Origin of the sequence: Kangiella profundi (assembly GCF_002838765.1) — a bacterium.
Lineage (GTDB): Bacteria > Pseudomonadota > Gammaproteobacteria > Enterobacterales > Kangiellaceae > Kangiella > Kangiella profundi.
Genome location: NZ_CP025120.1, coordinates 1,743,601 through 1,768,100 on the forward strand (window position 1 = coordinate 1,743,601; position 24,500 = coordinate 1,768,100).

General features: G+C 42.1%; 24 protein-coding genes. 11 read left to right on the plus strand and 13 right to left on the minus strand.

All coding sequences use genetic code 11. From position 1 onward, the window contains the following. Positions 1 to 152 precede the first annotated feature (152 nt). The gene (gene bfr, locus CW740_RS08135; protein ID WP_106647038.1) at positions 153 to 632 is read left to right on the plus strand and encodes a bacterioferritin; all 480 of its coding nucleotides are present in this window, start codon (positions 153 to 155) and stop codon (positions 630 to 632) included. 300 nt (positions 633 to 932) lie between these two features. Here bfr and CW740_RS08140 read toward each other — a convergent pair whose 3' ends face one another. Both CW740_RS08140 and grxD read right to left on the minus strand, forming a co-directional pair. Continuing rightward, the gene (locus CW740_RS08140; protein ID WP_106647039.1) at positions 933 to 1,607 is read right to left on the minus strand and encodes a glycerophosphodiester phosphodiesterase; all 675 of its coding nucleotides are present in this window, start codon (positions 1,605 to 1,607) and stop codon (positions 933 to 935) included. Positions 1,608 to 2,001: 394 nt separating this feature from the next. Then, a complete protein-coding gene (gene grxD, locus CW740_RS08150; protein WP_018624490.1) occupies positions 2,002 to 2,331 on the minus strand; it encodes a Grx4 family monothiol glutaredoxin in 330 nt (109 codons plus the stop codon). Between the two features lie 213 nt (positions 2,332 to 2,544). On the opposite strand from grxD, the gene CW740_RS08155 reads away from it, so the two are divergent. From CW740_RS08155 to CW740_RS08180, 6 genes are all read left to right on the plus strand, one after another. After that, positions 2,545 to 3,615, plus strand: a complete 1,071-nt coding sequence (locus CW740_RS08155; protein ID WP_106647041.1) for an ABC transporter ATP-binding protein — start codon at positions 2,545 to 2,547, stop codon at positions 3,613 to 3,615. Positions 3,616 to 3,922: 307 nt separating this feature from the next. Then, a complete protein-coding gene (locus CW740_RS08160; protein WP_106647042.1) occupies positions 3,923 to 6,799 on the plus strand; it encodes a ribonucleoside-diphosphate reductase subunit alpha in 2,877 nt (958 codons plus the stop codon). A gap of 139 nt (positions 6,800 to 6,938) precedes the next feature. Continuing rightward, a complete protein-coding gene (locus CW740_RS08165; RefSeq protein ID WP_106647043.1) occupies positions 6,939 to 8,198 on the plus strand; it encodes a ribonucleotide-diphosphate reductase subunit beta in 1,260 nt (419 codons plus the stop codon). A 62-nt stretch (positions 8,199 to 8,260) separates the two neighbouring features. Then, the gene (locus CW740_RS08170) at positions 8,261 to 8,827 is read left to right on the plus strand and encodes a hypothetical protein (RefSeq protein WP_106647044.1); all 567 of its coding nucleotides are present in this window, start codon (positions 8,261 to 8,263) and stop codon (positions 8,825 to 8,827) included. Beyond that, positions 8,824 to 10,767, plus strand: coding sequence for an alpha/beta hydrolase family protein (locus CW740_RS08175; protein WP_106647045.1), 1,944 nt, complete (start codon positions 8,824 to 8,826; stop codon positions 10,765 to 10,767). Before CW740_RS08170 ends, CW740_RS08175 begins: the two co-directional genes overlap by 4 nt. A 117-nt stretch (positions 10,768 to 10,884) precedes the next feature. Beyond that, positions 10,885 to 11,532, plus strand: a complete 648-nt coding sequence (locus tag CW740_RS08180; protein ID WP_106648102.1) for a nuclease-related domain-containing protein — start codon at positions 10,885 to 10,887, stop codon at positions 11,530 to 11,532. Here the strand turns inward: CW740_RS08180 and CW740_RS08185 are convergent. The 7 genes from CW740_RS08185 to CW740_RS08215 form a co-directional block, all read right to left on the minus strand. Continuing rightward, complete coding sequence (locus CW740_RS08185; protein WP_106647046.1) at positions 11,529 to 13,043, minus strand: putative bifunctional diguanylate cyclase/phosphodiesterase; 1,515 nt, start codon at positions 13,041 to 13,043, stop codon at positions 11,529 to 11,531. The genes CW740_RS08180 and CW740_RS08185 overlap by 4 nt on opposite strands. Next, entirely contained in the window at positions 13,030 to 13,710 is a 681-nt protein-coding gene (locus CW740_RS08190) for a hypothetical protein (RefSeq protein ID WP_106647047.1), read from the minus strand. The genes CW740_RS08185 and CW740_RS08190 overlap by 14 nt, the downstream gene beginning before the upstream one ends. A gap of 65 nt (positions 13,711 to 13,775) precedes the next feature. After that, entirely contained in the window at positions 13,776 to 14,552 is a 777-nt protein-coding gene (locus CW740_RS08195; RefSeq protein WP_157826408.1) for a PepSY-associated TM helix domain-containing protein, read from the minus strand. 2 nt (positions 14,553 to 14,554) lie between these two features. After that, on the minus strand, positions 14,555 to 15,034 hold the full coding sequence (locus CW740_RS08200; protein WP_188459681.1) for an FMN-binding protein: 480 nt from the start codon (positions 15,032 to 15,034) through the stop codon (positions 14,555 to 14,557). A 121-nt stretch (positions 15,035 to 15,155) separates the two neighbouring features. Continuing rightward, on the minus strand, positions 15,156 to 16,319 hold the full coding sequence (locus CW740_RS08205) for a porin (RefSeq protein WP_106647050.1): 1,164 nt from the start codon (positions 16,317 to 16,319) through the stop codon (positions 15,156 to 15,158). 209 nt (positions 16,320 to 16,528) lie between these two features. Continuing rightward, positions 16,529 to 17,092 carry a GDYXXLXY domain-containing protein gene (locus CW740_RS08210; protein WP_106647051.1) on the minus strand — a complete coding sequence of 188 codons (564 nt, stop codon included), beginning with the start codon at positions 17,090 to 17,092 and terminating at the stop codon, positions 16,529 to 16,531. Further along, entirely contained in the window at positions 17,089 to 18,456 is a 1,368-nt protein-coding gene (locus CW740_RS08215; protein ID WP_106647052.1) for a DUF2157 domain-containing protein, read from the minus strand. The genes CW740_RS08210 and CW740_RS08215 overlap by 4 nt, the downstream gene beginning before the upstream one ends. A 114-nt stretch (positions 18,457 to 18,570) precedes the next feature. Here CW740_RS08215 and CW740_RS08220 point away from each other — a divergent pair, with 114 nt between their 5' ends. Next, positions 18,571 to 19,017: a potassium channel family protein gene (locus CW740_RS08220; protein WP_106647053.1), complete on the plus strand. Its 447-nt coding sequence runs from the start codon at positions 18,571 to 18,573 to the stop codon at positions 19,015 to 19,017. 63 nt (positions 19,018 to 19,080) lie between these two features. On the opposite strand, the gene sodB is transcribed toward CW740_RS08220, so the two are convergent. Then, positions 19,081 to 19,662 carry a superoxide dismutase [Fe] gene (gene sodB, locus CW740_RS08225; protein WP_106647054.1) on the minus strand — a complete coding sequence of 194 codons (582 nt, stop codon included), beginning with the start codon at positions 19,660 to 19,662 and terminating at the stop codon, positions 19,081 to 19,083. A 247-nt stretch (positions 19,663 to 19,909) separates the two neighbouring features. Between sodB and CW740_RS08230 the strand changes: the two genes are divergently transcribed. The 3 genes from CW740_RS08230 (at position 19,910) to CW740_RS08240 (ending at position 21,947) form a co-directional block, all read left to right on the plus strand. Continuing rightward, positions 19,910 to 20,485, plus strand: a complete 576-nt coding sequence (locus CW740_RS08230) for a fused MFS/spermidine synthase (protein ID WP_227523818.1) — start codon at positions 19,910 to 19,912, stop codon at positions 20,483 to 20,485. Positions 20,486 to 20,492: 7 nt separating this feature from the next. Next, positions 20,493 to 21,404 carry a spermidine synthase gene (locus tag CW740_RS08235; protein ID WP_106647056.1) on the plus strand — a complete coding sequence of 304 codons (912 nt, stop codon included), beginning with the start codon at positions 20,493 to 20,495 and terminating at the stop codon, positions 21,402 to 21,404. A gap of 117 nt (positions 21,405 to 21,521) precedes the next feature. After that, positions 21,522 to 21,947: a helix-turn-helix domain-containing protein gene (locus tag CW740_RS08240; RefSeq protein WP_106647057.1), complete on the plus strand. Its 426-nt coding sequence runs from the start codon at positions 21,522 to 21,524 to the stop codon at positions 21,945 to 21,947. A gap of 61 nt (positions 21,948 to 22,008) precedes the next feature. Here the strand turns inward: CW740_RS08240 and CW740_RS08245 are convergent, their stop codons facing one another. Genes CW740_RS08245 through CW740_RS08255 form a run of 3 tightly spaced genes read right to left on the minus strand, consistent with a single transcriptional unit; the run spans position 22,009 to position 24,484 of the window. Next, on the minus strand, positions 22,009 to 23,184 hold the full coding sequence (locus CW740_RS08245) for a trans-sulfuration enzyme family protein (RefSeq protein ID WP_106647058.1): 1,176 nt from the start codon (positions 23,182 to 23,184) through the stop codon (positions 22,009 to 22,011). 32 nt (positions 23,185 to 23,216) lie between these two features. Then, positions 23,217 to 23,519, minus strand: a complete 303-nt coding sequence (locus CW740_RS08250; RefSeq protein WP_106647059.1) for a hypothetical protein — start codon at positions 23,517 to 23,519, stop codon at positions 23,217 to 23,219. Beyond that, complete coding sequence (locus CW740_RS08255) at positions 23,519 to 24,484, minus strand: PLP-dependent cysteine synthase family protein (RefSeq protein WP_106647060.1); 966 nt, start codon at positions 24,482 to 24,484, stop codon at positions 23,519 to 23,521. The genes CW740_RS08250 and CW740_RS08255 overlap by 1 nt, the downstream gene beginning before the upstream one ends. Positions 24,485 to 24,500: the final 16 nt, after the last annotated feature.

Here is a 24,500-nt window from a genome sequence, read left to right on the forward strand (position 1 = left end):
TATCGAAAATCACTCTCAAACAAGAACTCATCACATTTAACAACCATTCTAATTTACATTTAAATTCAATGAGTTAGCAATGCGTTAGCTTGCTTGTAAGGTTTCAAAGTCGTACAATCACCAAATACATACTTAACAATTGGATCAAAACAATGAAAGGCGACGCAAAAGTTATTGAAATACTTAATAAGGTACTGGGCAATGAATTAGTAGCAATCAATCAGTACTTTTTGCATGCTCGCATGTATAAAGATTGGGGCCTGAAAGAGCTTGCTGATCATGAGTATGAAGAGTCAATCGATGAGATGAAACATGCCGATCTATTGGTTGAGCGCATTTTATTTCTTGAAGGACTGCCGAATCTGCAGGACTTAGGCCGCTTACGCATCGGAGAAGACACTAAAGAAATGCTTGAGTGTGACCTGGCGTTAGAGCTTGATGCAATTCCCGACCTACGTGACGGTATTAAATACTGTGAGGAAGTTCGTGATTATGTCAGCCGCGATATTCTCAATGATATTCTGGAAAGTGAAGAAGAGCATGTCGACTGGCTGGAAACTCAGCTTAGTTTAATAGACAAGATTGGTATTCAGAATTACCTGGCTGAAAAAATGAAGGAAGGCGGTAATTAAAACGCTTAACGTTATGTCGTACTTCAGAAAGTCTAAGGGTAGCCACTAGCTACCCTTTTTTATGAGGCTTCTTAAAGCACCACTTTAACTTCATGTCATTCCCGCGAAGGCGGGAATCTATTCTCTTATTACTAATGATTTTTTTTGGATTTACCAAAGGCACTTCCTTCGGTCGCCGGCTTTCGTGGGTGACTAACAGAAATGCCCGTGGTGAATGACAATACTTAATTTTTATGCAAACCGGTTTAAATAAAAAGCATTATAGAACTCGCTACCTTACTTTACCGGCTTCTCTTAAAGCTACCTAACCCTATCTGGATAATCCGTAAAAACCCCATCAACCCCCATCGCTTTCACTTTCGCAATATTATCAGGGTCATTAACGGTATGAACATAAAGCAACATGCCTTCCCGATGTACCTCTTGGACCAACTCTTCGTTTACTAAAGCCAGACTGGGATGAAAGCTATAAGCATTCACATCTCGCGCAAAACTTAGAGCAACATCAGGCTGATCGTCAGCAATCACCCCGATCTTAATGTCAGGATCGAGCTGGCGAATCAAAAACAGTTCGGAAAATAAATAGGAGGAGATAATAAAGTTATCTTTGTTGTAGTGATCTTTATCAAGCAACTTGACCAGATGCATCACAAGACTCGCAGTCCGAACTCCTTTAAGCTCGATATTGATCATGGTCTTAGTCCCTATTAGCGCAATCACTTCCTGTAGGAAAGGTATCTGCTCACCTTGACCGGCATCCAGTGTTCGTAAGTACTCAACGGAATGCTGATGAATATGGCCTACCCCATCCGTGGTTCGCTCTAGCGTGTCATCATGAAAAACAAGCAAGTTCCCATCAATGTTTTGCACATCGAACTCAATACCATCGACCCCTAGCTCTAGAGCAGTTCGAAAAGATAGAAGAGTATTTTCGGGAGCCAGTCCCATGGCACCACGATGGCCGATGACTTTCATTTCACTACTCTTTTAGTTAACAAATGTTTCCACCATAAATATCCGAATATTAATCCCAGGATTGAACCAACTAGTGACTCTAAGGCGAAATAAAAATAACCAAGTGCAGTAACTTTGTTATTATCAATAAGCTCTAGCTCGAATAGCTCCAGGCCCTTGTATTGGGTAAATACTCCTATACATAACAAGTAGTAAACGAAGTAGCCAATCAATGAAGGTATTGTTAAATACCATAGCCTGTAATCTCCCTTTTTTTCCTTTACGAGGAACAAATAGGGGATAAGAATAAAAATTAGAAGCCAGCTTAATACAAACCAGAACATTTAATTTATCCATAAAAAATGCCGCGTATAGCGGCATTTAATCATATAAGCTGTTTGTGTAAAACGACGTTTTACTCAGGTTGCTTACCATAAGACTCGTTCAAGACTTCTTGAAGTTCGCCTTGCTGGAACATCTCAAGAATGATGTCACAACCGCCAATCAACTCACCATCAACCCATAGCTGTGGGAATGTTGGCCAGTTAGCGTATTTTGGAAGCTCAGCACGAATGTCTGGGTTTTGTAGGATATCTACATAAGCAAACTCATGACCACACTGCATCAATGCCTGGACCGCCTGAGCAGAAAAACCACACATTGGCAGTTTTGGTGAACCTTTCATGTAAATTAAAACTTTGTTGTCTGCAATCTGTTGTTTGATTTGCTCAATAGTGTCGCTCATGTATGACCTCAAATTTGTTAATTAGGCGCCCTGCCCGATATCAGATGGCGGCGATTATAACGCTTTTCAAGGTCGATGAGCACCGTAAATCGTAAGAAATCTTGATCTGCATCTATGCAAGCAGAATTCTTGTCGCTACAATGCGTTACTAAATGAGAATTAGTTTCAATTAGAATCCGATTTCAAATTTTTACGGGCAGAAAACGCACCTTTATGAGCGAATTTAGCGACCACCCTATCCTGCAACTGAACGATGTTCAGTGTCGTCATGGCGAACAGATTATCGTTAACCACATTGATTTCAAACTAAAAGCTGGCGACAGTGCCTGCCTGCTTGGGCCTAGTGGTTGCGGTAAAACTACCTTGTTGCGTGCCATTGCCGGACTTGAGCCCATTTATGAAGGCTATATCAGTATCCATGGTCGCTTCTGCTCAAAGCCTGATTTTACTCTGCCTCCTGAAAAGCGCCATCTAGGCCTGGTTTTCCAGGACCATGCGCTTTTCCCACACCTCAATATCTTCGACAACGTAGCCTTTGGTTTACGCCATCTGCCACGCAAAGAACGCCGCGAGCGCGTAAAGGAGTGTCTTGAACTAGTTGGGCTGGAAGCGATGGAAAAGCGTTATCCGCACCAATTATCGGGTGGCCAGCAACAACGCGTCGCGCTGGCACGCAGCATTGCACCGCGTCCTGAACTGATTCTATTGGATGAGCCCTTCTCCAGCCTGGACACCCATTTACGTCGCTCACTGGCTCGAGAGTTAAAAGAATTACTGAAAGCGCAGAACATTGCCAGTCTGCTGGTGACCCATGATCAACAGGAAGCGTTCGCCATGGCAGACTACATTGGTGTTATGCACCAGGGCAAATTACTGCAGTGGGATACGCCCTACAACCTATACCATAAACCAGTGGATGCTCAGATTGCCTCATTTATTGGTGAAGGGCATTTTATTGCTGGCACCATTTCAGACCATCAGCACGTCAATACGGTGCTTGGAAACTTCACCATTGCCAATGGAAAAAAATTCACCCCAAACGACAGCGTTCTGGTACTGATGAGACCCGATGATGTTAAGCCCAATATGAACTCGCCTCTGCGCGGCAAGGTTACCCATAAGGTATTTAAGGGTGCAATCATTGAATATGAGCTGGAATTGTCCAATAACGAGCAATTAAAGGCCATTTTCCCTAGTCATCACGATTATCCATTATCACAAGATATAGGGTTCGACCTGGATGTGAAGCACTTGATCGTGTATCCAGATCACATTTCTTTGTAAAATTTTTAACCAATTTTAAAAAAAATGCAAATATGACTTAAAACGCTTGACCTAGCGCAAGCCCAAGCCCCATAAGGCTTCCCGAGTTACCCACTATTTCTTAACAATTTATCCACAGAAAATTCCCCAAGATATGCTCTTGCCAAGCGGCAAAAAACGCACTATCTTGTATCCATTGCGAGAGCAACTAACTATATATAGTGAATCAAGAAGTTCGTCTAACTTGTTGATTCTCTGTTATCTCAGTCAAATAATGAACAAAAAACAGCCAACCGACAAATAATGCAAAGAGGTCTGTGGAGGAATAATGGAAACCGAAGTCAGCAAACCTGAACAATCAGCTGCCAAAACCCCAAAAACAAACACACCATCCAGCCACGAAGTTGAAGCCACTAAACCGGGTGAAATTCGTGTTATCCGCCGCAATGGAAAGGTGACGCCTTATGACGACAGCAAGATCGAAGTTGCCATGACCAAGGCGTTTCTTGCGGTTGAAGGTGGTGCGGCAGCAGCATCTAGCCGTGTGCATGAAACGGTGCGCCAATTAACTAAGCAAATCACTGAAGCGTTCAAGCGCAGAATGCCGGGTGGCGGTATCATCCACATCGAAGACATTCAGGATCAGGTAGAGCTGGCCTTGATGCGTAATGGCGAGCAAAAAGTTGCCCGTTCATACGTGTTGTACCGTGAAGAGCGTGCTCGCGAGCGCGCAGCCCGCGATTCAGCCAAGTTGGATGCCATCGTTGGCGACAACCAGGTGATGGTCACCGTTGAAGACGGTAGCAAGCGTCCATTGGACGTTGAGCGTTTGCATACGGTTGTGGTTGAGGCCTGTAAAGACCTCTCTGACGTCACTCCTGACCAGATTCTTAAAGACACCATGCGTAACCTTTACGACGGTGTTGCCATTAAAGACGTTTATCAAGCGTTGGTGATGACTGCTCGTACTATGATTGAGCAGGAACCAAACTACAGCTATGTAACGGCTCGCTTGTTATTGGACAGCATTCGCTCTGAAGCTCTTAGAGAGCTAGGCGTTGCCAAACGCGCCACCCAAAGCGAAATGACGGCCATTTACCCTGAAGCCTTCAAAGCCTATTTAAGCGTTGGTGTTGAAAACGAATTATTAAGTCCAGAACTACTGAGCTTTGATATTGAGAAGCTAGCGAATGCTATCAAACCTGAGCGTGACATGCTGTTCACTTACCTTGGCATTCAAACGCTATTTGATCGCTACTTCATCCACAAAGATGAAGTGCGCATTGAGCTGCCTCAGGTGTTCTGGATGCGTGTCGCCATGGGCCTTGCAATCAACGAAGATGATCGCGAAGCGCGTGCGATTGAGTTCTATGATGTGTTATCAACATTCCATTACATGAGCTCAACCCCTACTCTATTTAACTCGGGTACGTTGCGTCCGCAGCTTTCCAGCTGTTATCTGACCAATGTTCCAGATGACCTCGACGGTATCTATGGCGCGATTAAAGATAACGCCCTATTGTCGAAGTTTGCCGGTGGTTTAGGTAATGACTGGACTCCAGTACGTGGCCTTGGTGCATACATCAAAGGCACTAACGGTAAATCACAAGGTGTTGTACCCTTCCTGAAAGTGGCCAACGATACTGCTGTGGCCGTGAATCAGGGCGGTAAGCGTAAAGGCGCTGTCTGTGCATACCTTGAAACCTGGCACATTGATATCGAGGAATTCCTGGAGCTTCGTAAGAACACCGGTGATGACCGTCGTCGTACGCACGACATGAACTCAGCCAACTGGGTGCCAGACTTATTCCTGAAACGTGTCAGCACCGATGGCGAGTGGACTCTATTCAGTCCAAACGAAGTGCCTGATTTACACGACCTATATGGCAAAGAATTTGAAGAGCGTTACGAGTATTACGAAGAGATGGCCAAATACGGCAAGCTGAAAACAGCTAAGACCCTTCAGGCTAAAGACTTGTGGCGTAAAATGCTTTCGATGTTGTTCGAAACCGGTCATCCATGGATCACGTTCAAAGACCCATGTAACATCCGTTCACCTCAGCAACATGCTGGCGTAGTACACAGCTCGAACCTTTGTACTGAAATTACTCTGAACACCAAAGCCGGTGAAGAGATTGCGGTATGTAACCTGGGTTCAGTCAACCTGCCTAAGCACATGAAAGACGGAAAGTTGGACACTGAACAACTGGAGAAAACAGTTAAGACAGCTGTTCGCATGCTGGATAACGTTATCGATATTAACTTCTACCCAGTAGAAACGGCGCGTAAATCAAACATGCGTCACCGTCCGGTTGGTCTTGGTCTAATGGGCTTCCAGGATGCATTGTATCTGCAGAAGATTCCTTACACCTCTGATGCAGCAGTTGAGTTCGCCGATAACGCCATGGAAGCCATTTCCTACTATGCGATTCAGGCATCAACAGATCTAGCCGAAGAGCGTGGCACTTATGAGTCTTTCGCTGGCTCATTGTGGTCGCAAGGCATTCTGCCAATCGATTCGATTCAGAAACTGGTTGAAGAGCGTGGTTCTGACTTCATCGAAGTCGACACCAGCTCAACTATGGACTGGGATACGCTACGTGAACGTGTTCAGTCTATCGGTATGCGTAACTCAAACGTTATGGCGATTGCACCGACAGCCACTATTTCGAACATTACAGGTGTCTCACAGTCAATCGAACCGACTTATCAGAACCTGTATGTGAAATCTAACCTGTCAGGTGAGTTCACAGTAGTTAACCCATACATGGTGAAAGAGCTTAAAGCTCGCAAGTTGTGGGACACAGTTATGGTTAATGACCTGAAATACTACGAAGGTAGCCTACAGCACATTGACCGTATCCCAAGTGATGTTAAAGAGTTGTTCTCAACCGCTTTTGAAGTAGAACCAAAATGGTTAGTGGAAGCTGCCAGCCGTCGCCAGAAATGGATCGACCAGGCGCAATCACTGAACCTGTACATGAGCGAACCTTCCGGTAAAAAACTGGATATGGTCTATCGCATGGCCTGGTTCCGAGGCTTGAAAACCACTTACTACTTGCGTTCACTTGGCGCAACCAGCACCGAGAAATCAACCATCAGTGATGGCAAGCTTAACGCAGTATCCTCTGGTCCAGCACCAGTTGGCTCTGCCGCACCAAAAGCCTGCTCCATTGATGACCCAGATTGCGAGGCTTGCCAATAATGGCAAGCTTTTCGCTTTAGTGAATAACTAAAAAGAGAAGTGACGACAACGGAATGGGGTCGCAACGAAAGTTCGCCCCTTTTTTCACCGAAAATAAATCGAATGGTGAAAAGCTCAACAAAATTTAAGAGAGGTAAACATGTTCAACTGGGATGAGTACGAAAAAGAGGACAAGGCCGAAGCGCCGAAAAAAGCACAACCTGCTCCTGCTCCAGTAGTCGAAGAGAAGCAAGAGCAACCAGCGCCACAAGTTGCCGCTGAGCCAAAAGCGACACAAGAAGAATATGTAGAACCAGAAGCACTGGACAATGTTGCCAAAGCACAGGCTGCTCTGGATGAACTTGATGTTGCTCCTGGTCTGGAAGAATTAGAAATGGGCGCGGCCCGTATTGAAGTTGATGACAAGAAAATGATCAACTGCCGTGCTGACTTGAATCAGCTTGTGCCATTCAAGTATGACTGGGCATGGCAAAAATATCTTGATGGCTGTGCCAACCACTGGATGCCACAAGAAATTAACATGACTAAAGACGTTGCGACCTGGAAAGACCCTAATGGTTTAACCGAAGACGAGCGTAAAATCGTGATGCGTTCTTTGGGTTATTTCTCAACCGCAGATTCGTTGGTTGCGAACAACCTAGTACTTGCGATTTATCGCTTAATCACTAATCCAGAATGTCGTCAGTACATTTTGCGTCAGGCGTTTGAAGAAGCGATTCATACTCACGCTTACCAATACTGTGTTGAGTCATTGGGCATGGATGAAGCTGAAGTCTTCAACATGTACCGCGAAGTACCGAGCATCGCTAAAAAAGCGGCATGGAGTATCAAGCATACGCAAGGTATCTCTAATCCTACTTTCAAAACAGGTACTCCAGAGTCGGATCAGGAGTTGCTGCGCAACCTGATTGGCTTTTACTGTGTTACCGAAGGTATCTTCTTCTACTGTGGCTTTACTCAGATTCTATCTATGGGTCGCCGTAACAAGATGACCGGTGTTGCTGAGCAGTTCCAGTACATCTTGCGTGACGAGTCCATGCACCTTAACTTCGGTGTTGACGTTATCAACCAGATCAAACTGGAAAACCCACACTTGTGGACTGAAGAGTTCAAGCAAGAAGTAATTCAAATGATTCTTGAAGGTACTCAGCTTGAAATCGAATACGCACGCGACACTATGCCTCGTGGCGTGTTGGGCATGAACGCTGGCATGATGGAAGAGTACTTACAGTTCATCTGTAACCGCCGTCTTGCACAGCTAGGCCTACCAGCTCAGTTCAAAAACGTATCGAACCCATTCCCATGGATGAGTGAGATCATGGATTTGAAGAAAGAGAAAAACTTCTTCGAAACCCGCGTGATTGAATACCAAACTGGTGGTGCCCTATCTTGGGATTAATACTAAAAAGTTGAGAAAAGCGGCTCCATAGCCGCTTTTCTGTTTAATAATGAGGGAGAAACATGAAAATAATAATTCAAATAACCTTATTCCTATTTATTGTCTTTAATCACCCAACCTCACTCTCAGACTCTTCAACAGATACAAACCTAGATCAAAACGAGGGATATTTACTATTAAGAGTCATCTTCAACAATCCTTTTATTACTACAGAAAGCGATTCAGGAATCTTACGGATTAGACTAGAGGGGCCTGAAACATACAATATTAAGAATATTAACATCGGTGAAAACCATTATTTAGTAAAGCTACCAGCTGGTGAGTACAAATGGGAAAGAGTTACTATTTGGGGTGACAAATACTTCACCCTTGAAGATGAGGCATTTGTTTCAAAAGTAGAGCCCAACACTATCTCCTACTCGGCTGACTTTATTATTTACAATAAAGGCAACGGGAAAGCTAAATTTGAGTATATCAACCGCTCAGCATGGGCCTATGAGACCATAAAAACACATTATGAGGATTACTTAGATAAGTACCCAGCAGTTTATACTGGCTATGGCAAAGATTATTTTTTTGAGTATCTAGAAAAGATGGACTCACTGACGAAGAATGAGGACAGGCCATGATAAAGCAATTACTAATACTAATAGCGTCATTGAGTATACTTACCGGTTTTACAAACGAAGAAACACAGGAAATTGTAAAAGAGTCATCTGCCAATGAAACATTAAAAAATATTTTTTCACCGAATGGGCAAGGTAATTACAGCCTAAGTCCAGATGGAACAAAAGTCTTTTATTATAAATTTGATGGGCATAAATATTATTACTATGTTCAATTTTTAGAGTCGGAGAAAGAAAAGCAGTTTATAGAAGTCGACTCTCCATGGATTGTCGATGGGATGTTTGAAATAAACTGGTTAGATAGTGACGATGTCATCGCTCAGTTTGTTAATCCAACAATGGGTTTATCAGTGTTCAGCTATACCATTAGCAACCAAGATGGGGAAATAGTCATTGATGAAAACTTAATCACTAATGATTACTACGTGGAAGACCCATTAAGGCATGTGCCAAATCAGGCTATCTTTGCAAAAAGGTATGATAAAGGGGGCTCATTAATATTTAAGGCGAATATAAAGCAGGAATATTTCTCAAAACAATTAAAACCCAAGTATCGTTTAAATCGTGGAGCAGAAGATTACACCGACTGGCTTTTCGATAAAGAGGGAGAACCCATTGTTGCTTATCAAAAAGAAGATGATCAAGTAATTGTCAGTTATAGGAAGTTTGGTAAATGGAAAGAGCTGCTGAAAAGCAAAGTGGGACAAAGGCTTATACCCGTATCAGTATCTCCAGATGAGAAATACTTGAATCTGATACTATCCGTTCAAGGAGTAAATTATGTCAGACAGTATAGTCTGGACGATGAACAGTTTACTGACTATGAATATCAGCTCAAAACAAAAGATATTTCTAGTGCTCAATTTAATCAAAATACAGGGGAAATCATATCCGTTGCCCACGTTGTGGATGGCGCTCACTTATTCGAGTTTGTGCAATCAGCTAGCAAAAAAGAGTATGAATCAATTAAACGTCAGTTAGGAAGCAAAAACTTTTATATCACTGATCAAATATTGAGTGGCGAAAAGTCTATCTTGGTAACCTTAAACTCGAATGACCCTGGAACATTTTACTTTTTTGATAAAACCAAAAACGAAGTACAGTTTCTTGCCTATAGTCAGCCAGATATAAAAGACATAAACTTTCAATCAGCAAGAATTATCACCTCCAAGGCCTCTGATGGATTAGAAATAGAATCTTACTTCCTACCTTCAGCACACTCTGTGCAAACATCGCCATTAATAGTGATGCCGCATGGTGGCCCAATTGGTGTTAGAGACTATACATATTACGACAAGTATGCACAGGCACTGTCACAGCTTGGCTATAATGTTCTACAACCCAATTATCGAGGTTCCTCAGGTTTTGGTAAGGACTTCCTGGTTGCAGGACAAAAGCAATGGGGCAGGATGATTGAGGAAGATATTCACTATGCAAAACTTAAAGCAATTGAAACTTTTGACTTAGCTCCTGATAACACCTGTATATTCGGAATCAGCTATGGTGGCTATTCAGCACTAATGAGTGCGATAAAGTATAAAGATGACTATCAATGTGCAGCATCTTTTGCGGGAGTAACCGACCTCACATTGCTATACAGTGAATATGCCTTCCACGTAGATGAAGACTTAAAAGAGTTCTTCATTTCCTATATCGGGAATCCAGAAACAGAAATTAAGGACCTAGTAGAGCACTCTCCTGTGTATCAATTAAAGAATATTGAGATTCCTGTGTTTGTTTCTCAGGGAGGAAACGACGCAATTGTTGATATGGAGCATTATTTTCGTTTAAGGTATGTTTCAGAGCAACTAGGCAAAGACAATATCCAGTTTCGTTTCTATCCGGGAGCTAAGCATGGCCTATTGAAGGTATCGACAACATTAGATTATTTAAATGAACTCGATGCGTTTTTTAAGAAGCATTTAAATAAAAGTAGCTCTTAAATGACAGTAACAAGTACTACAAAGGTTGGGGGAACGGAGGAGCTTAGAGACGTCTAACTCCTCTACCAAGAGCCTGGCAAGAAATTGTCAGGCTTTTTTATGTATAAGGAAATTGTTATGGATGCAGCACATCAAATGAGTCAACTCTGGTGGCATGTAGTTGCTAACTATTGGTGGCTATTGCTTCTTATCTTTGTTCTGGGAATATTAAAGTCTGCAACTTTTAAAGGCTGGGCCGGAGAAAGGCGCGTTAAAAATATTACTCTGCAATTGGATCCAGACTCCTACACTATTTTCCACGATGTTACTTTACCCACACCTACCGGAACCACCCAAATAGATCACATCATCATATCGACCCAAGGCACTTTTGTTATTGAGACCAAAAACTATTCCGGCTGGATATTTAGCTCAGAAAAGAGCAGTTATTGGACACAGGTAATTTATAAAAATAAAAAAAAGTTTCAAAATCCGCTTAGGCAAAACTACAAACATATTAAAACTCTTCAAGATCTCACACAGCTTCCCTTCAATCTTTTTCATTCAGTGATTATTTTTGCTGGTGATGCTACGTTTAAAACTGACTTGCCCAGTAATGTTATCAAGCAGCATAGTCTTAAAAAGTATTTGCAGGGATTTAATGAGGTGGTGTTAACTGAGCAACAGATTTATCAAATAAGGTGCCAGATTGAAGACAACAGACTGGAGCGAGGCTTTAAAACTAACCAACAACATATACGAAACCTAAATAAAAGTAAGCGTTAACCATCGACAAACTTTCTTAGGTCATCTATCCCCATCGGCTTTGCAAAGTAATAACCCTGAGCCTCGTCACAATTATAGTTTTTTAGAAATTCGAGCTGATTTTCATTTTCAACGCCTTCAGCAATAGAGTTAATACCAAAGTTATTTGCTAAATCGATTACAGATTTTACAATAATCTGCGAGTTGTTTTCAGTTTCAATCTTGTCAATAAATGAGCGGTCAATTTTCAACTCATCAACAGGTAAGTTTTTAAGGTTTGATAATGAAGTAAATCCGGTACCGAAGTCATCAATAGAGAATTTCAAACCTAACTCCTTAAGACTCTCAATAAATTTCTGACTGGTCGAAATATCGTAAATTGCAGTAGTTTCCGTGATTTCGATCTGACATATACTTGCAAAGTCTAGGTTTTCTTTAAAAACCTGATGCAAATTCTGTGCCTGCTCTTCTATATTCAGTTCACGAGCAGAAATGTTGATTGATACTCGTTTGATTGTGTCAGGAATTAAGTTCGCTTCATTCAATTCTTTTTTTGCATTAGTAATAACCCAACGCGATATATTAGGCATGGCACCGATATCTTCTGCAATTGGGATAAAGTCTTCTGGAGAAATAAACCCTAGTTCTGGGTGAATCCAACGAATCAGTACTTCCACACCAGTAATTGTATTATCAGCGATTGATAACTGAGGTTGGTAAACAGTTTTAAAGTATTTAAACACTTCAGAGCTTTTAAGTTCTGTAATTAGTCTCTGTCTATGCAGTGCAATTTCAGATAACTCATGACTAAAAAAGCTGCACTGATCATCACCTGATTTTTTAGCGTTATGGAGCGCAATACTGGCAGCAGACAGCAGGGATTTACTGTCTTTGCCATCATAGGGAGCTATAGCAAGACCCTGGCATACCTTTAGTGGAATTTTTAATTCAAGACCTACCCGTTGAGTCAATCGAAATACTATATCGGGCAGTTCTTCAACTAACTTGTCATTGTTTTTTACTTTAACCGCTATACCAAATTGATCAGAGCCTAAGCGACCAAGCGCACCATTTTCATGGAAGCATTCCCATAACTCACCCGTCAATTTCTGTAAAACAACATCGCCTTTACGATGTCCAAACTCTTGATTAATTTGAGAAAATTTGCACAGATCAAGATAAATAAGGACAACTTTTTTATCGCTGCTGGAATTTTTAAGTAGCCTGTCTAATAATCGGGTGAACTGATAGTGTCGTGGCAATTGGGTCAATGGGTCTAGGGAAAGAAGCCTTTCCGTATTCTCTATTGCCCTTTTAAGTAAGATAAAGAGCAGTGCTGAAGTTACGAAAACATAAAACCAGCCTTTATAAGTTTGCAGTAGACTAATGTAATCTACATCTTGAGTAAAAGATTCTAAGGCCTTATCAGAAAATAATATCCATAAACCACCTATGACTGCATAAATCAAAGCTCCTCTAACTGCGGTCGATAGCTTTTTTTTAGTCATTGTTTCTGACTTATTGTCCTTCATTTCTTCCCCTTTTCTTGAACAGCCTTGGGTTACTGGTAATAAAGGCGGTGACCCAACGCTCAAGAAATGATTGTTTCTTACCTCTTTTAATATAGATATATCCAAACATTGACACTATTAAAGCGCCTATGGAGTCAACAATCAAATCCCACATGGTATCAGTAAGCCCTGAGGGGTCTCCTAGCATCGGCTTTTGCATATTCATTCCGAATAATGCATCCATTGAATACTCAAAAATTTCCCAAATTACGCCGATACCTATCGCAAATAAAAACGCAAAGAATGCAACAAAACCGGGCTTCATATGAATTCCAATCTCATCGGTCTCATTCAGCACATGCACCATCAGAAAACCTGTGATGCCAAGCAAAAAACCTGATGTGGTGTGGAGAGCCATATCCCACCACCAAAACTTCGTATAGTAGTCACGAATCTCACCAAGAAATAACGAGGCGAAAATAAAGGCTATGGCCATTAGCGAGAAGATATGTGGGATGTAGACGTGAAGGAACTTTGCAATAAAAAGTGGAGCCAGAGTGATAATAATAATTCCAGCAGTGATAAGTGCGGTAAACCACTGTTCATTCCATAGTGCCAATAGAATTTCAACAACAAGAATGGCTTGAAGAATTAGAGTTATCGTTTTATGAACATTAATTTTTGTCAATCTATCGACAACAAGCTTATTAAAACCTACATGAATGCCAATATAGCATGTTTTATATCAATACCTTAAGTGCTTGTTTTGCTTCGGCGTCGATACCAGGTTACGAAACCACTGATGACTAGCCAAATCAGTATCAATGCAGTGATATCTGTAAATAATGTTCCTGTAACTCCAAAAATTGCGCCGCTATGTAAATCTTGAACAAGCTTTAACTGTGTGATTTGACGCGAACGATACTTATCCTGCAGATCCGATAGCTTATCCCTCTCCAGTACCACCCTTTCTAGACTTTGGAAATCAACCTCAGTGTTTATCTCCTTCCAGTCAAAAACCTGCTCATCAAAGGAATATAAACCGCTTAATGTTTCTATTAGTAAATGTTCATCTTCAATGGTTGCAGAGATTGCAGCAGAATCAATAGAATCGGTGATTGATACTTGATCGATCAGTTGGCCTGAGTCCGTTAGCCAGTAAACAGTATCGTTGGTAACAAAAGTTATTCCTAAAGGTGACTCTGCCAGTAATAGTGAATCACTGGATGATTCCATCCAGTAGCTACCATTGATAAAGTACTGATCTCCTATCTGACAAACTTTTAATTCTTTCTGAGACTGGCACGTTGCACTCTTAGGCGCTTTTACACCATACCAATTCAGCAAAAGTGAAGCAGACACGAAATTTTTATGAAGAGAAAGGGCTTGGTAATGATTTAACAATAACCCTGTTATTGAAAGATTTAGAAGGAAGATTGCGGCCAGGAAGCCCAGGCGACGATGCCATTTTCTAAAGTGCATCTTATATCGAGATTTTGAATTAGGTGTAGCCGGATTTTTGCGGCTCATTTTCATCCCTCAGTTGTTAGCCGGTGAAGAAGCAGTCCTGCTCGAGCTATTTTCTTCATGGCACTAACTGACATAGTTGCCCCGGTGATACCGTCTATGTGCCCATTCAAATCATTATCCTCAGTTAAACTTAAGTCATCGAATTGGCGAGAAAATGTTTCCATATGGATTTCATATCCACGACTTTCACGGAATTCGATAACTTCAATTTTATCAATACGATTATCAATGACACTGACACCAAAAGTTATAGGCCGCTCTTTACCGATCTCATCAAGAAACCACACTGTTTGATTATCCAATTTCCAATAGCGTAAACGTAACTTTGGATATGGATGACCTAAAATACCAGTTAGAGAATCCTGTAACGACTGATCCAGCCAAAGTGTTTCGACTTTCGGTTTTTGATCAGACTTTACATGCTTAAATCGCTGAGCTAGAAACTCCTGCTGAGTTATATATACCTGTGCATTTGCAGTCATCGAGATGAATACCGCAAGTCCTAATAAAATTGTGATAAGCCGTTTGTTTTTCATCATAATATTTAACGCACAAAGACAGGCATAGAGCCTGTCTTTGTAATTTTATGACACAAGCGTTAGCTTAGAACTGGTAACCAACACCAAGATTGAATCCATCGCCATCTTGAGCGCCAGAGCGAGACTCAAGGTCAAACTTGAAAACAACATCTTCGTGTGGCCAGTAGTTGAAACCAACATTAGTTTGCTCCATGGTTGTATCAAAACTGTCGCCAGCTTGATTATCCCACTCACTATAACGAGCAAATATACCGAACTTATCAGTAAAACGGTAGCTTGGCTCTACAAAGAAACCATCCTGCTTGTCTTGACCGGTCGCCTCTGCCTCTGCTGAATCAATTGACCAGTTAGCATATAAAGCTCTCAAACCAAAACCGCCAGTGTTATAAATAGCGTGAGCAGTGTAAAGGTTAGCATCAGCGTTTAGTACACCTTGAGTCAAGTCAGTCTGGTGCTGAACCGATGCTGCCAACTCTAGACCTGGGACCGCTGTGTACTTCAAACGCGCAGTATAAGCCAGGCTGTCAGCGTTAGCTTTAGCTACTTTTTGACGACCGCTACGAATATTAAAATCATAAACGCCCGCGTCATTTGGAACTTCTAGACCTGAATTGATTGCAAAGTCGAATGATACACCATCAGCAAACTTGTGATTGATTAATGCACCTGCTTCCCACCAGGTTGAAGGAATAATCTTACCTTCGATTGGGTTTCTTTCTACTCCGTAGAACGTTGGTGGCTCGTGAGTTTCGTTAAGGATGCCCACTGGTACCAGAAACAAGCCTGATTTAACAGACGTTGAATCATTCAAATCGATTTCAACATAAGCCTGTTCAAGCTCAACTTCACCTGGCTTACCGTCACCAGCTAATGAGTGTTCAACCTCAAGCTCAGAGAAGAAACGAATGTCATCACTGTACTCATAACCCATGAATAGTACAAAGCGGTGGAAGTCGATGCTTTCATTGTCTTCAATGTTGTTGTAGTGAAGTTCACCATAACCGCCTAAGCTTACATTTGAAGTGTTTGATGCGCTCATGTTGGCTTCTACAGCTTTGATAGTTTGTTCAGATTTTTTGTCGGTTTCTTCAACAGACTCTCTTAACTCTTTGAGTTCTTGCTGCTGTTTTTTAATTAAATCAAGCAATTCTTGATTGGTTGGCTCCGCTGAATTAGCAACACCACAAGACATGATTGCTGCAGCTACAAGTGCAAGTTTGAATTTCATCGTGTTCCCCTGAAAATATGGTTGGTTATTCGAAAACGTGCGCACTATATAGGAACAAACATCTAAATGCAAATCATTCTTATTATGATTATTGAAAGAGTTACGCCTTTTTGACTGAGATCAATCCAGAGCGTTACTGAAAGAAGGTATCTTATTGAAATATAAGCAGGATATGGATATATCCTGCATTTAATTATGGGGGGGAGTGATTATTCGCTGGTATGAGCAATATACTCATGTATGGGCATATCATTAACCATTAGCTCTTCAATTGAGCCCTTTCCATTTAACACTCTGATGACAGCATAGACATTTTCAACTTCATCTCTTTGACGTCGCCAGACTGCAGATTCAATTTTAGGGGCACTTTTCTCTGACGCGTAATAGCGATTGAAAGGTAATTTCACGTGATATCCACCATCGTAACTACGGTAATAAGTTTCCAGATAAAGGTAATCCTGTCCTGAATCAGGCTTTGTATCGGTAAGTCCTCTAAGCACTGCATAGCCCTCTTCATCAACACCCAGCAGCGCATATACCCATTGTTCACTTTCAATATCAGCGCCATCAACAACTGGAATGACTTCCTGATTGGCTTCAAAGGCCAGGGTCACATATCGGCCACGAAATGGATCATAGGGGTCTATCGGACGAGTCTTAAACTTATACGCTGTGCCTTCTGTCAGAATCTGATTTTGCTCAAAAATCATATAGCCTGGAATTGCAAGCTGGATGGCAAACAGTGCAATTAATAGAATTATTTTTAGCTTCATGCCTGACCCTCCTGCTGCTCAGCTTGCTGTTTGAGTTTTTTGTTGTACCAGATGTTAACTCCAATAAACGCACTGCCGATAAAGATAAAAACAACGCCTTTAAGAACAAAAGGAATGTCACTGTCAAAGAAACGGAATAACACAAGGAAGGAAAACCAAAGCAAGCCACCGTTCAATAACATCAGCCGATGTTGTCGAATTCCTTGTGACATTAAAACAACAGAAGCGACCAACACATATACGTTTACCAAAACGATGTAAACCAATTCTGATAAACCTAGCTGGAAACCAGCCATGCCCAGCCCTGCTAAAAGAACGCTGCCTATCAATAACCATTGGTGTATCTGTAGTGACTTAAATTTATGAATCAGAAAACTAACTATTGATACTATGGATATGGCAAAAACTGACAAAATCAAATAATCATTAAAGCCCCAGTTGGCTTCAGTATCCAAACGACTATAGCGATAAAAGTCTTCCCAAGTTAGTAGCAAACTTATAAAATAAAAGTCTTCCCAAGTTAGTAGCAAACTTATAAAGAGGATGCCGAGAACACCAGCTGAACAAAGAGGGTTTGCCCAGAATCCATGCTCCTTGAATCCAAACAACCACTTGCCCAATGAATAATAAAAGCCGCAAAGTGCCAGTGTTATGTAAATCATCCAGTCATCTAGTGGCGAGTTCCAGGCGACACTGTAAATGATTGAGATAGTGGTTCCGATTACAATAAACCAGAGCGCCCAATGGAATAACACCAGTCGCTGTCGTTTATAGAGACTATAAAGATAAGGAACCAGGGTTAAATAATAGAGCCAGTAGGGTTCGCGCTCGAGGCCACAAAGCCATAATATCAAGGCACACACCAACATCAGAACACCAGCAGATTCCACCAGATAAAGTGTTGGAATGCCGAGCAGAAGCCAGGTGACCAGGAAGCGCTCCAGGTCGCCATATATGTGATAAGTCTGACTAATCAGTGCAATACTGGCTGCCACGGCAAAAAATAACAATATGCCGGAGGCTTCCCGTAAACCTGTGAGCTGGGGTTTATATCGGACCGAATACCAGGTCAGTGCCTGAGCCAATAGCAAAGGAAGAATAGATAAAACGGTTCGAGTTCCCTTGCCAAAGCTTTCCCAGTTATGGGCAATTAATAAAACTATGCCGCCGCCAATTAAGATTGCTCCCAGAGAAATAAGCAACAAACTGCTCCAGCTGGAGTAAAAACTTTCAACATAACTGGTTGAATAGCGGCCAAGGATTTGAGATTGCTGCTGTGAATTTATAACCCCCTGCTCTACCCACTCATCTGACTCATATTGAAGCCAGTGCTTTTGCTTTTTTGTTAGTTGCTTTGGTTCCATATATCCATTCCGTTTATTTATTGCCCATTACTATAGCATTGAGATTAACGGATGCCTATTGCCTATTTTTTCTGCTAAAGTATTGTAAGTCTCTGACAAACAAAGGCTTTAACCATGATATTTATCCTTGTTGTAACGGTTATATTGATCATGCTGACTGTAGGAGTTCACTATCAGGCCTTATATAGCATCTCAGTATTTCTGGAGCGCATCAAAACAGCTGGCCGCTACAAGGTAATGCTGGGGGTACTACTGGCGTTGATTGCCCACTTCATAGAAATTTGGATATTTGGTATTACCTATTATCTGCTCGGCAATTACCATGAAAGCCCTGACCGTTTGGTTAATGTGGATGGGCAAATCGTTAATGACTTTTTTAGCTGTATCTACTTTTCTTTTGCTTCGTATAGTAGTTTAGGCTTTGGTGACATTGTTCCAGAGGGCCCCATTCGATTTATGGCTGGTATCGAAGCGGTTATAGGACTGGTCTTTATTGCTTGGACGGCATCTCTGCTTTACATTGAGATGCAGAAACATTGGATCAAACCGCATCCTAAGTGAGTACTTTGCATAGACATAAAAAAACCGGCAAATGCCGGTTTTTTTATACGTGTGTTACTGAGATTACGCGAAGTTTTTCGCAGCAAAGTCCCAGTTAACCAATTCCCAGAAATGCTTTAAGTACTCTGGGCGAGCATTACGGTAATCTACGTAGTAAGCATGCTCCCAAACGTCAACTGTTAACAACGGAGTTACACCAGCATTAGTGATTGGCGTACCAGCATTGCTGGTGTTAACGATTTCCAAAGCACCGCTAGAGTTCTTCACTAACCAGGTCCAGCCTGAACCGAAGTTACCTGCAGCACTTGCTGTGAACTTCTCTTTGAAGTCAGCAAAAGAGCCAAATGCAGAATTGATTGCGTCAGCCAAAGCACCTGATGGTTCACCACCACCGTTAGGGCTCAAACTGTTCCAGTAGAATGTGTGGTTCCATACCTGTGCAGCATTATTGAAAACACCACCTTCAGAAGTACGGATGATATCTTCCAATGATTTACCTTCGAAGTCAGTTCCGGCAATCATGTTATTCAGATTAGTCACATAGGCTTGATGGTGCTTGCCATAGTGATAATTGATCGTTTCTTCTGAAATGTGTGGCGCCAACGCATCACGGTCATATGGTAATGCAGGAAGTTCAATTGCCATGTTTCTCTCCTAGTTTGAAAAATTGGTTACAAAATAAGTTGTTACGCTCACTGTAAAGGGGATACATTCTAACACGATCAATTCTACGACCCAATAGAGCCAAGCTATCAGGGCCTCAAATTTGCAAGCTGGTTGGCTTTGACATTCCCTGCCGTTCCCTTATTATCAGTGTTCATTTAACCAATAATAAACTACATCAATGCAAATACTAATTCTTACTTGCGCCTTTCTATGCGGTTTTCTAATCATGACCATAGAACTACTGGGCGGTAAAATCTTGTCGCCCTACTTTGGTGGCAGTGTTTACGTATGGGGGAGCATCATCACTGTCTTTATGTTAGCCCTTTCCGTTGGCTATTTATTTGGTGGCAAGTTATCGCTAAACAATCCTAATACACGCAAATATGGCATCATTTTTATGCTCGCGGCGATATCCGTCGTACCTTTAACTATGGGCCATGAAGCTGTTTCAGAGTGGGTGTTCGATGTTACTGATGACCCTCGCTATGGCTCATTACTGGCTTCGACCATTCTTTTTCTTATCCCTAGTATTATTTTGGGCATGGTTGCTCCCTATTCAGTTCGCTTATTAGTCAGAACTGCTCATAGCAGTGGACAAACCGCAGGTTTTTTATACTTCGTTTCTACTCTCGGCAGCGCGGGCGGAACTTTAGCCACGTCTTTTTATCTAGTACTATGGTTTAAGATTGATCATATTTTATACGGTTCTGCATTAATATTATTTACACTCGGCCTGATTGCCTTTTTCTTCCCGCAACCGCCACTGTCCGCAGCCGTTAACTCAAATGAACATATAGAATAGGAAGTTTATGAAATCATTTATCGCCAAAACGATTCTGGCCACTCTGACTGCATCCGCTCTTTTTATCGCAGCACCCGAGCAGGCCAATGCCAAGATCATTGAGCAAGAACGCTCTCTTTATCAGAATGTATATATGGTTGAAGAGTACGGCATGCACTGTATGCGCTTCCGTAAGAAAAATAAGAATGACCTCAGCCAGTCATGCATATTTCTTGATGCCCCGGAAATCTTTGTATTTGACTATTACAAGCAGGCGATGGGCGCAACCTTCTTTCTAGACGACCCTAAGGAAATACTAATCATCGGTCTTGGTGGTGGTGTCTTAGCCAACACCTTTGGCGAAGTTTACCCAGATGCTCACATTACTTCGGTCGAAATTGATCCGGTTGTAGTCAAAATGGCCAAAAAATATTTCGACTACGATGACTCCAAACCTAATTTTGAGACCCATGTCCGCGATGGTCGTGTGTTTGTAAAGCGCGCTTTGAAAGACGATAAACGGTATGACTTTATCTTACTGGATGCCTTCAATAGCGACTACATTCCAGAACACATGATGACCAAGGAGTATCTGGAAGAAGTTAAGGCATTGGCCAAAGATGACGGAATCATCATGGCGAACACATTCAGCACCAGTGATTTATTTCATCATGAGTCTGCCACGTACGCTGAAGTCTTTGGACCCATGTACCAAATTAACTTCAAAAACAAGAAAACTAACCGCGTGATTATTGTTAGTAAGAAACCGTTACCTGAAAAGCGGCAGTTGCTACAAAAAGCTAATAAGTTGAAAGGAGAACTATTAATTTATGGCGTGGATACATTGGCTTTATTCGATGCGATCAGTGATGAAGTTAATTGGGATACTGAAGCAGAAGTCTTAACCGATCAATATTCACCGGCTAATTTGCTTAAATAATAAGCACAACTTGTCTATATTTTATGCTGTCACCCTACTGGCGGGTGTTTGTCGTCACCGCCAGTAACCATTTTCTGGATAATCTCCAATCGAGAACACAGCACACGGAGCAATTTAATGGTCATCAAAAAACTACGCGAAAATAAACAATGGTCACAGGAACAGTTAGCAACACTTAGTGGCCTCAGTATCCGCACAATCCAGCGGATAGAAAGTGGTAATCGCGCAAGTTTGGAATCATTAAAGGCTTTAGCTGCAGTTTTCGAAACTGATACTGAAACATTGCAAAAGGAGATTATCGTGATAGACAAGAAAACAGAAGAGTGGAAAGCACAGCCTTGGTGGTTTAGATTAAACATGGTGGGAATTCAGAACCGCAAGAGCTTAATTTTCGCAGAAAAAATTTGTGTGGCCTTAGGTTTAGGATTTTGGATAGCCGGCTTTTTCTCAAAAGGCTTTTTAATTGGAGCCTCACCATTGTTCTTTTCAGCTTACATAGCAGCGTGGACTGTACGTAAAGGCGACAGAGATAAAATCTGGTAATAGAACTCATGAAATAAAAAAGGCGCCCAAGGCGCCTTTTTTATTAAACAATCATAAGAAGTTAAAACTGCAACGCCTGATCAATATCAGCAATCAAGTCTTCAACATCTTCGATACCCACTGACAAACGTACCAGATTCTCAAGAATACCGATCTCCTGACGAATTTCATAAGGAACTGACGCGTGGGTCATAATTGCAGGATGGTTCGATAAACTTTCAACCCCACCTAAACTCTCCGCCAAAGTAAATAATTTCAGCTTTTCCATAAAGGTACGAGAGTTCTTGGCTGCCTGCTCTTCAGTGTCACCTTTAACCAGCACGGAAATCATGCCACCGAACCCTTTCATCTGCTTCTTGGCTAGCTCATGCTGAGGGTGTGAAGCAAGGCCAGGATAATAAACCTTGTCAATCTGCGGATGCTTGGCTAAATGCTCAGCGATAATTTGACCGCTGGCATTATGTTGCTTCATACGAAGGGCCAATGTTTTAACACCACGCAATGCCAGGTAAGAGTCGAAGGGTCCCTGAATCGAACCAACAGAATTGTGTAAGAAGGCCATCTGCTCACGTAGCTCATCGTTGTCGCCTACTACTGCCATACCGCCAACAATATCCGAGTGCCCGTTGAGATATTTGGTTGCTGAGTGCATCACAATGTCGAAGCCATAGTTCAACGGGCGTTGATTGTAAGGCGTAGCAAACGTGTTATCGGCAACCGCAATCAAGTTATGCTTTTTGGCAAAATCGGCAACCGCCTGCATGTCGACCACTTTCAACATGGGGTTAGTCGGACTTTCGACCCAGATCATTTTGGTATTGGGCTTAAGCGCCTTTTCCAGATTACTTAAGTTAGACAGATCAACAAAAGTGAAATCAAGATTTGCAGTGCGCTTACGAACCTTGTCGAACAAACGGAAGGTACCGCCATATAAATCATCCATGGCGATGACATGCGAACCCGCGTCCAGTAATTCAAGGATAGTGCTGGTCGCTGCCATGCCCGATGCAAAGGCATAACCTTGCTTGCCGTCTTCCAGATCAGCCACGCAACGCTCATAAGCCATACGCGTTGGATTCTGGCTTCGCGAGTACTCATAACCAGTGTGTTCACCTGGGCTTGGCTGAGCATAAGTTGAAGTCGTGAAGATTGGCGGCATAACCGCGCCAGTAATCGGCTCAGGTGATTGACCTGCGTGAATCACACGGCTACCAAATTTCAATTTCTTATCAGACATAGAATTCTTTACCTTTAAACCTTAATGATTTTCTAAAAGCGAGGACGGTCAGCTTTAGCCTGCTCTTTCTTGTATTGCTTAACAATACGGTAGGCTTTAAAAATTTGTTTGTGGAATGGAATCATCAGCAATACACCAATCACCATAATAACCCATGGATAATAGGGCCAGCTGATGGTATTAACTAACAAACCACCACCCTGTTCATTGTTCATATAGATCTCATATCCGGCAAACACAACTAGTGCCATGCCGATAATGTCCAGTAACAAAGCAATTGGTGATAATTTGAAAACTTCTGGCTGTGGTACTTTTTGTTCAGAAGGCTGAGTCATTATAGAAACCCTTTTTCTTTCATCCATTCATCGTTATACATTTTCGATAAATAACGATTACCGGTATCACAAACTAAAGTCACTACATTCTTTGGCTCGGTTTGCTCCTGACAATAGCGCAAAGCTGCAGCTAATAAAGTACCGGTTGAAGATCCGCCCATTACCGCTTCTTTACGCATCAAGTCGCGTGCCGCCATCAGGCCTTCTTTATCACTCACGGTATAAGCTTTATCAAAAAGGCTCATGTCGCAGATATCTGGGATGAAATCTTCGCCAATACCTTCAACCACCCAGCTACCAGCTTCTTTGATATCGCCAGTTTTCAGGTAATCAGCCAAAATAGAGCCTTCAGGGTCAGCCAATACCATTTGGACATTCGGATTCTTTTCCTTCATGTAACGACCGATACCAGTGATAGTGCCACCAGAGCCCACTCCAAGAACCACGGCATCAACTTTGCCATCCAGTTGTTCCCAGATTTCTGGAGCAGTGGTTTCATAATGCGCCTGGATATTGGCTTCATTAGAGAATTGATTGATGAAGAACCAGCCGTTTTCTTCCGATAGGCGCTTTGCAACATCCTGATAATATTCTGGATGACCTTTACCGACATCAGAACGGGTACGAATCACTTCCGCGCCAAAAGCACGCAAGTTGTATTCCTTTTCCATGCTCATCTTGTCAGGCATTACGATTTTTAGGGTATAACCTTTTTGAGATGCGACCAATGCAAGACCCAAACCTGTATTACCGGCAGTCGCTTCAATCAACGTATCGCCCGGCTTAATGTGCCCTGCCTTCTCGGCTGCTTCAATCATGCTGACCGCAATGCGATCTTTAATTGAAGCCCCGGGATTCTGGGATTCCATCTTGCCGAACAAGCGACATTTACCCGTATCCAGATTCTGGAACTCTACCATTGGCGTGTGGCCAATCATCTCAAGAATATTGCTGTATACCTTCATAAAACCTTCGCGTTTG